Source organism: Coleofasciculus sp. H7-2 (genome assembly GCF_042747725.1).
GTDB lineage: Bacteria > Cyanobacteriota > Cyanobacteriia > Cyanobacteriales > FACHB-T130 > FACHB-T130.
Window position 1 is genome coordinate 1 of the sequence record NZ_JBHZGO010000067.1, and the last position, 8,705, is coordinate 8,705.

The following is an 8,705-nucleotide window of genomic DNA, read 5'->3' on the forward strand; positions in this document are numbered from 1 at the left end:
ACCATCTATCAAAGCAAGGGGGCATGGCGGCGGGAGTTGTCTGTTTCATCGGGAGAAACCTCGACGTGAACTGTTTACTCTGCAAGCATTATACTTTCTTTTCCTTTTGATTTTCGTTTAAGTCCCGCTAAGAATACACTGTCAAATAGCAATAGTCAACTATCAATTATTACAAATAATCAAACGCGATCGCTCTTTACAGATGGCATAGACACAATCAATTCTGTCCTCCTAAACCTGCTATTTCAGCCCGATAGAGGAGTATGTTGGAAACATAGCTGATTAACGATTGCAGCGATAAATAGAGTATGTCGAAAGCCCCTAGTTCCTTCCAACTCAGCGAACGAGACCGTGCTAACCTTAGCCGCATGGTAGATTACAGTTCGGTGGAATCTCTACCCGCGATCTGGTCGCTAGCGCGATCGCACTTTGGTAATACTATTGCCCTCCACGATCCCCACGCTCAACCAGAGGTAGTTGTAAATTACACCCAATTAGCTCAGCAAATTCAACAGTTTGCCGCTGGGTTGCAGGCATTAGGAGTACAGCCAGAATCTCGCCTCGCCCTCTTTGCCGATAATAGTCCGCGCTGGTTTATTGCCGACCAAGGGACGATGACCGCTGGGGCAGTTGATATCGTGCGTAGCTCTCAGGCAGAGCGGGAAGAGTTACTATTTATACTGGCAGATAGCGGCAGCACTACTTTAGTGGTGGAAGACCGGAAGACGCTCCAAAAACTCAGAGAACGCCTCAACGACCTCCCGATTCAGCTAGTCGTCTTGCTCTCTGACGAAGAACCACCCGAAGAATCCACCCTGAAAGTGCTGAACTTCTCTGGAGTCATGGCAGCAGGGGCAAATCAATCCTTGCAGCCGGTGAAGCAAAACCGAGAAACGCTGGCGACGCTCATTTATACTTCTGGTACGACGGGCAAGCCCAAAGGCGTCATGCTGACGCATGGCAACCTGCTCCACCAGATTATCAACTTGGGAACCATCGTTCAGCCGCAACCGGGCGAGCCTGTCCTGACGATTCTCCCCACTTGGCACAGTTTCGGGCGCACTGGCGAATACTTTTTCCTCTCCCACGGTTGCACCCAGATTTACACGAGCATTCGCCACATCAAAAAAGACTTTAAAGAATTCCAACCCCACTATTTAATCGCTGTTCCCCGACTGTGGGAATCTATTTACGAAGGCGTCCAGAAGCAGTTCCGCGAACAACCCGCAAACAAGCAGAAACTGGTTAAAAACCTGCTAAGCATGAGTCAGCGCTACATTGAAGCTCGCCGCACTTGGCAAAATTTGCGCTTACAACCCCAGCCTCCCTCCGTCCAAGAACGGCTATTAGCTGGAAGCCAAATGCTTGCCTTGGCTCCTATCCATGCGCTTGCCGAGAAATTAGTGTATAAACAAATACGAGAAGCCACCGGAGGCAAGTTAAAGTACGTCATCAGTGGCGGCGGCTCCCTCGCTATGCACCTGGAAAACTTCTTTGAAATTATTGGACTTGAGGTGCTGGTGGGCTATGGTCTTACAGAAACATCCCCCGTCTTAACGGCTCGTCATTCTTGGTGCAATTTGCGGGGTTCATCGGGGCGGTTCCTTCCAGGGACGGAAATTAAAATTGTTGACCCGGAAACCCGCAAACCCCTTCCTGTCGGGAGTCGCGGTCTGGTTTTAGCGCGGGGACCGCAAGTGATGCAGGGATATTATCAAAATCCCCAAGCTACTGCTAAGGCAATTGACTCTGAAGGTTGGTTTGATAGCGGCGACTTGGGTTGGCTAACAGAGGCAAATGACTTAGTGCTGACAGGTCGGGCGAAGGATACGATAGTTTTAACCAACGGCGAAAACATCGAACCCCAGCCGATTGAAGATGCCTGTCTGCGGAGTTCTTATATTGACCAAATTGTGCTGGTGGGTCAAGATGAGCGATCGCTTGGTGCTTTAATTGTCCCTAATCTGGAAGCTTTGCAAAAGTGGGCAGCAGACAACAATCTGCACTTGCGTCTCCCAGAGCCAACTTCCTCACCCAGCAATATCCCTACTGCATCCACGCCAGAAATTGACCTGAATAGTAAGATTGTTCAGGAATTATTCAAGAAAGAATTAAACCGGGAGGTGCAAAATCGCCCTGGTTATCGCCCAGATGACCGAATAGGTCTGTTCAAGCTAATTCTGGAGCCGTTTTCCATTGAAAATGGCATGATGACCCAGACGTTGAAAATCAAGAGACCTGTCGTAATGGAACGCTACCGCGATATGATCGACGGGATGTTTGCCTGATTTGGTCGGAAAGTTGGAAGAAAGTGTGAAGGATGAAGTGTAGTGTGAACTACGCACACCACCTTCATCCTTTAGCCCTCACCCTAAGCGCCTTTCCTACAAACCTTTACTCCTTTAATTTTCTCAAGCAAAACGGATATGGATGTTTCTCAATCACACCTGTTGCTGAAGCGACCCGTTACGATTAAGGCCGTTGTCACTCCTCGTTGGAAGGAGGAAGCACAGCAGCAACTCCAGTCACAAATTAACCAAATTGACTCTCAGTTACAACAGTTTGAAATGCAAGGACAGCGGGCAATCTCAGAAATCCAAAAGCAGAGTTTGCAACCTCCTGGCCCTCAAGTGATGCAACAAATTGACAATATCCAAATCCAGGTTAATCAAAAGAAAAGCGAACTGCTTGAGCAGAAAAATCAACTTCTGCAACAGTTGCAACAAGTGCAGCTGATAGAACTCAACGACGAAGTGAATCACGGTCAGATTGAAGGCTTCTTTAAAGTAGAGCCGGGAGATAATCTGATTCAAAAAATGCAGGTGGAAATTCTCTTGCGCGATGGAATTGTGGAAGAAATTCGCGGAGAAATTTAATGGGAATGGTTAATGGCGAATGGCTAATGGGTAATTCGGAGATTGCCAGAAAGCCATTCGCCGATATTGGGGCATCTACTGACAATTTTGAGTTGACCAATCTTGATGACCACGCCCCACATGACACTTGACTTGGGAACCAGCCCATGCTAATTTCCATTCCTTGGCTGTTTGAGCTGATGGGGAGGTCGGCACCAATTCAACGCGATGCCTGATACCACCGACAGAATCATCTGCAACGCCGGTTTGGGTAATCGTTACAACCGCCAGATTGGGTTGCGGATACTCAAGTGTAACTTCCCGCGTCCCCCCCTCGGATTCAGTTTGACCAAAGGTAGCAATTGCGATCGCTTTGGGGTCAGTTCCCTTCAAAGAGTTAGCAGACTTAATCTCTTGTAGCGGTATAGGTTTATACTTAGTTCGCTCGGTCTCTGCCACAGGTGCATTCTGGCTCACCTGTCGGGGGGATTGCTCAACACTCGGACTGCTGGCAGACGTGGGAGTTGATTGAGTGCTGTCGCCGACGCTGCAAGCACTCAAGCCCAGTGCCATACCTACTAACACCACGAGGGATTTAAACTTGCCAGACATCGTTATAATAAAGGGTTTGAATCAGTTTTCTCTATCCAATTCTATCCAGCAGCACCAGCGTCCGGAGAATTCGGCGTTGAACGGTGGTGAAGGATACAAACTCAACAGAGTGTTGTAGAGTCGGATAGTTGTAATGCCATCGGTCAAGATACAATTCAATCTGGCTTTAATCTTGTTTATATAGACTGTCGCAGAAGACACCCCATGATTCACGAAGTTTTCATGCCCGCCCTTAGTTCCACCATGACCGAAGGCAAAATTGTCTCCTGGGTCAAATCTCCAGGCGACAAAGTGGAAAAAGGCGAAACCGTGGTGGTTGTCGAGTCGGACAAAGCTGATATGGATGTGGAGTCCTTCTACGAAGGATATCTAGCCACCATTATCGTACCTGCCGGTGAAGCAGCTCCGGTAGGGGCGGCGATCGCGCTCGTCGCAGAAACCGAAGCCGAAATCGAAACAGCCAAGCAACAGGCTCCTGGTTCCGCCCCCGCAACGCAATCGGTAAACGAATCCGCTCCCGCCCCACAACCCACAGCAGCCCCAGCCCCCGTCGAAACGACACCAGCCGCCGCCCGTCGCAATGGACGCAGCGTTGTCTCCCCACGCGCCCGTAAGTTAGCCAAAGAGCTGGGCGTCGATTTGAGTAGCCTGCAAGGCAGTGGCCCCCACGGTCGGATTGTCGCAGAAGATGTGGAAGCATTGGCGAATCAGGGTAAACAACCCGTCGGTACAACTGCCACACCGGGAATGACGCCCGTGGCTCCCCCGCCACCCACACCCGTCGCACCACAGCCAGCCGCACCCGCCGCCGTTAAACCTGCCGCCGCCGCCACCGTACCCACCGTTGCCGTTCCCGGTAGCGTCGTCCCCCTCAACACGCTGCAAAACGCCGTGGTGCGGAATATGATGGCAAGCCTGCAAGTGCCTACCTTCCACGTCGGTTACACCATCACGACGGATAATCTAGATAAGCTCTACAAGCAGATTAAATCCAAGGGTGTCACCATGACCGCGCTACTCGCCAAAGCAGTAGCCGTAACCTTGCAAAAACATCCCTTGGTGAATGCCAGCTTCTCAGACCAGGCAATTCAGTATCACAGTGCCATTAACGTTGCCGTAGCCGTGGCAATGGATGGCGGTGGCTTAATTACGCCAGTTCTGCAAAATGCCGACCAGCAGGATATTTACTCCCTATCTCGCACCTGGAAAGATTTAGTCGAACGCTCCAGAACCAAGCAGCTGCAACCCGCAGAATACAGTTCTGGCACCTTTACCCTCTCGAATTTGGGGATGTATGGAGTAGACCGATTTGATGCCATCTTGCCGCCGGGAACAGGTGCTATCTTGGCAATTGGCGCGTCGCGTCCTCAAGTCGTCGCCACGGAAGACGGCTTGATGGGAGTGCGCCGACAAATGCAGGTAAATATTACCGCCGACCACCGCATTATCTACGGTGCCGATGCCGCTGCTTTCCTACAGGATTTGGCAAAATTGATTGAAACCAATGTCCAATCTCTGACTCTTTGATGGGTAATGGGTAATTGGAGATGGCTTTTCCCCAATTACCCATGACCTATTACCGAATTTCAAGCCAATAATTCATCGACTGCCACGCTGAAACCTTGCAGGACGGTCTGAGTGCTAACAACCTCGCCAGAAACAAACACAAGTCGCTGATTTTTAGTAACTACAATAATCCAACGATTATCAGGAAAAACTAGCCAAACTTCCTCGCCACCAGATTGTAAATATTCTTGAGATTTAGCAATTACATCTTCAGCAATATCCGTAGGGGAAACAATTTCAGCAATTAGTGGGAAACTCTGGGGAAGTACGGCAGGTTCGCCAAATTGGTTAAGTAATTCTGCTGTCAGATAAGCAACATCCGGATAGCGTCCCTGCTTATTAGTACGACAGGGAACTTCTGTATAAACTTCTCCTCCTTGTCCGCTGGAGTTTTTGTAACTTCTCCAGTAAAAGTACACATTTCCCTGAATCCGGCTATGCTTGAGTGTCACTCCGTTTTTCTTCACCAATTCTCCATCCACCCACTCTGTATTATCAGGGGGATTGAGCATCCAATCTTCTAGTGAGTATTCCTTTGAGATAACTGTAGAAGTTATCATTGCTATCTACTCGCTTTTACAACACTTGCCTTTATTATTACTTAGCTGTTTCTTTTCCCACTCTAGGCAACCAAAAAATTGCGTAGGACGAAGTTTGGAGCTTTCGAGATCGCATTCCCCACATTACAGTGCGATCGCTTCGCCTTGGACTCCGTCCTACGCTTCTGATGTCACAGAGCGATCGCCTAAGTTAGGCTGGTGTAGTCTCAACCCCCAGCTGTTGATTTTTCGCTGGAAACAAGAATGCAAACCTCCCCTCCTGCTTCATCCGCTTGGCAACGGCTGAAAAATCGTGAAATTAACTGTGAAGAAGCGCTAAAACTCCTGGTAGACGAGCTAGGAACGGTTCACCTGGCTCTGTTAGATCGGGAAGTCAGTTACCGATTTTTTCGGGAATTTCCAGATCGAAAGTTTTTGCCTCCGGTGGTTCCGCTACTGTTGTGGCGAAACTGTTACTACCTGGGAAGTCCGAAGGCTCTTTCTCTAGATGCAATTAGAGAACTGAGCGATCGCACTTTCACCGACATTAAAATTATCCCCATTGCGGACAAGAGTTATCGCACCTGGTATCACACCCAAAACCTAGATCCCAAACGCATTTCCTCGACTCCCTTAGTGAATCCCCTCACGGGCGAGCAAGAGCAAGAAAACATCAGTGAAACGACTGAGCTATACCTCTCCAAAGCAGTTGACCAGATTGGACGGCTCAAAACCCTGATTTCGGGGGCATTGCGGAACCGCGCCAGCGATATCCACATGGAACCCGCGCCAGAAGGCTTAAGAGTCCGCTATCGCATTGATGGCGTCTTGCGGGACATTACCACTCTGCCAGTCGATGTGAGCCGCAAGGTCATCGTCGCCCTCAAAGTCATGTCTGAAATCGACATCGCCGAAAGCCGCCGCCCTCAAGATGGACGGATTGGGGAGAAATATGCTTCCGGCGAAGAATTAGAACTGGGAATGGATATGCGCGTCAGTACTCTTCCCTGCGTGGGTGGGGAAAAAGCGGTGATTCGCTTACTACCGCGCAAAAACCCCTTTTCTAAAATCCAAAACCTGGGATTCACTCCTACAACTCTGGAAACGTACAAAAACTGGTTGGAACAGCCCCAAGGGATGATTATCCTCACCGGCCCTACAGGGAGCGGTAAAACCAGTACACTATACACCAGTCTGCAATCCGTCGCCAGGGAACACGTCAATGTCGTGACGGTAGAAGACCCTGTAGAGTACATTTTGCCCCGCATCACCCAAACCCAAGTAAATGAAACGGCGGGGATGACCTTTGCGGCGGGCTTAAGAGCAATTTTGCGCCAAGACCCGGATATCATTATGGTGGGAGAAATCCGCGACCACGAAACCGCAGAAACCGCAGTTCGGGCGGCGCTAACGGGTCACTTAGTTTTTACCACGCTGCACACGAACGATGCTCCTGGTGCGATTCCCCGGATCAAAGATATTGGCCCAGATCCCGGCTTAATTAGTGATGCTCTCTTGGGAATTGTGGCTCAGCGCTTGGTACGCCGAGTCTGTCCTCACTGTGCGGCACCCTATAAGCCAACGGAGAAGGATTTGCAGGTACTGATTTTGGACCCAACGCAGGCAAATTCAACGATTTGGCGCAAGGGTAAGGGCTGCGCCAAGTGTTTCAATTCTGGTTATCTGGGGCGAGAGGCAATTGTTGAGTTGTTGGATATTGATGATACGGTGCGCGAAATTATCTACGATGGCACGATGACGCAGCTGCATCGCTACCTACGGGAAATCAACTTTTTCTCTTTTGGTATGGCAGCCGCAGAAAAGGTAACAAAGGGGATCACAACGGTTGAGGAAGTGTTGCGCGTGCTACCCCGCAGTGCCTTCTCGCGCCGCAAGTCTCTGGCTGTACGCACGGAACAGTTTACGCCGTTGGGTGTGGGATAGCGATCGCGCGTTGCGCCGACCTGTCGGGCAAGCGCTAGGGTGCGAAGAAAGCCCACTCTACATAACACAGAGGTCGATCTTACGGTAGTGGCAGATGACCGTACAAGAGTCTGAGGGAGGGGAAGAAGAGCGAAACTGGAGACAGGACAAGCCACTTACCAATGATGAGATCGCAAAACTAAAGGAAGGAGGCATAGACATCCATGAACTCAAAGGTGGGCGTAATGCCTCCAAAAAAGACCTTTATAAGGACAGGGATGGCAACATTTATATCAAGCCTAAAGGCGGTCAAGCGCTAGGTGAGCCTACAGGTCTTAACATCAATGATTTTTAGTAACTTTTACTTGGTGAATTTGAATGGAATATGAGATTTCAGCAGCTTTCACATTGACTGGATTTGACTTTAATCCGGAAGAAATTACTGCTAAAGTAGGCATAATTCCCACGAAAATTTGGAAAGTTGGTGACTTGATTCATCCCAAGGCTGGTATCCGCCGAAAGCGCAATGGTTGGAGCCTGGAGTCTAAACTAGAAAAGTCAGCTGAGCTTGAAGATCACATTAAATCTGTTCTAGAACAAATCCAACCTGGTTGGCTACCAATGGTTGAAATATCTAGTAGATACGAGGCAGAAATTGATTGCGTAGTTTATGTTCGCGGACAAGTACCAGCAATCCATTTTGATAAAGATATTGTGGAGCAAGCGGCTAAGCTGAATGCGGAAATTGATGTCGATCTATACGTTCTACCAGTAGACCCGCCTGCATTGTAAAAGTCAGTTACGTGAACTACCTACACTGACCTTGCGTTACAGTGTAGGCTTCCCAATTCATTGGGGATGGCCTCTATCTTCATGGATTTTTTACGTCCTGAAGACTTTGGTCTTACATCCCCTCCAAGGGCAGAAGAGCTAGTTCCTAACTCCAAAAGTCGCAATCCTTCATTTCTAATATTTATTGCAGCATTAATATCTCTATCATGTTGCTGTTGGCAGTGTGGACAGTCTACAAACCTAACACCCAATGAATCATAACCTTTTTGTAGCATTGGGATTGGTAGTAGAGCAGGGCTATTTCATTCTAGACAGAGAGGGTGAAATCCAGTAAGCTAAAGCTCAACGAATTTTTCTTATCGAGCTATGAGAACGCTTGCCATTGTGGAAGCCTTTTCCAGTTTGCCTGACGCACGAC

9 protein-coding genes and 1 pseudogene are annotated in these 8,705 nt (G+C 49.1%); 7 read left to right on the forward strand and 3 right to left on the reverse strand.

The genetic code is table 11. The annotated features are described in order from the left end of the window. Positions 1–308: 308 nt before the first annotated feature. Both ACFW2W_RS14030 and ACFW2W_RS14035 read left to right on the forward strand, forming a co-directional pair. Positions 309–2,288, forward strand: coding sequence for an AMP-dependent synthetase/ligase (locus ACFW2W_RS14030; protein WP_378178955.1), 1,980 nt, complete (start codon positions 309–311; stop codon positions 2,286–2,288). A 138-nt stretch (positions 2,289–2,426) separates the two neighbouring features. Next, a complete protein-coding gene (locus ACFW2W_RS14035; protein WP_378178958.1) occupies positions 2,427–2,876 on the forward strand; it encodes a YlqD family protein in 450 nt (149 codons plus the stop codon). 75 nt (positions 2,877–2,951) lie between these two features. On the opposite strand, the gene ACFW2W_RS14040 is transcribed toward ACFW2W_RS14035, so the two are convergent. Further along, a complete protein-coding gene (locus ACFW2W_RS14040; RefSeq protein ID WP_378178961.1) occupies positions 2,952–3,467 on the reverse strand; it encodes a hypothetical protein in 516 nt (171 codons plus the stop codon). Positions 3,468–3,671: 204 nt separating this feature from the next. Here ACFW2W_RS14040 and ACFW2W_RS14045 point away from each other — a divergent pair, with 204 nt between their 5' ends. Further along, the gene (locus tag ACFW2W_RS14045) at positions 3,672–4,994 is read left to right on the forward strand and encodes a dihydrolipoamide acetyltransferase family protein (protein WP_378178964.1); all 1,323 of its coding nucleotides are present in this window, start codon (positions 3,672–3,674) and stop codon (positions 4,992–4,994) included. A gap of 59 nt (positions 4,995–5,053) precedes the next feature. Here the strand turns inward: ACFW2W_RS14045 and ACFW2W_RS14050 are convergent, their stop codons facing one another. Then, positions 5,054–5,593, reverse strand: coding sequence for a Uma2 family endonuclease (locus tag ACFW2W_RS14050; RefSeq protein ID WP_378178966.1), 540 nt, complete (start codon positions 5,591–5,593; stop codon positions 5,054–5,056). Between the two features lie 94 nt (positions 5,594–5,687). Here ACFW2W_RS14050 and ACFW2W_RS14055 point away from each other — a divergent pair, with 94 nt between their 5' ends. The 4 genes from ACFW2W_RS14055 (at position 5,688) to ACFW2W_RS14070 (ending at position 8,287) form a co-directional block, all read left to right on the forward strand. Continuing rightward, entirely contained in the window at positions 5,688–5,879 is a 192-nt protein-coding gene (locus ACFW2W_RS14055; protein ID WP_378178969.1) for a hypothetical protein, read from the forward strand. Then, a complete protein-coding gene (locus tag ACFW2W_RS14060; protein WP_378178972.1) occupies positions 5,837–7,516 on the forward strand; it encodes a GspE/PulE family protein in 1,680 nt (559 codons plus the stop codon). Before ACFW2W_RS14055 ends, ACFW2W_RS14060 begins: the two co-directional genes overlap by 43 nt. A 94-nt stretch (positions 7,517–7,610) precedes the next feature. Beyond that, positions 7,611–7,850, forward strand: coding sequence for a polymorphic toxin type 33 domain-containing protein (locus ACFW2W_RS14065; RefSeq protein ID WP_378178974.1), 240 nt, complete (start codon positions 7,611–7,613; stop codon positions 7,848–7,850). 23 nt (positions 7,851–7,873) lie between these two features. Continuing rightward, positions 7,874–8,287: a DUF4279 domain-containing protein gene (locus ACFW2W_RS14070; RefSeq protein ID WP_378178977.1), complete on the forward strand. Its 414-nt coding sequence runs from the start codon at positions 7,874–7,876 to the stop codon at positions 8,285–8,287. A gap of 20 nt (positions 8,288–8,307) precedes the next feature. Here ACFW2W_RS14070 and ACFW2W_RS14075 read toward each other — a convergent pair. Next, a pseudogene (locus tag ACFW2W_RS14075) lies at positions 8,308–8,586 on the reverse strand (zinc ribbon domain-containing protein); the annotation flags it as partial. Positions 8,587–8,705 lie beyond the last annotated feature (119 nt).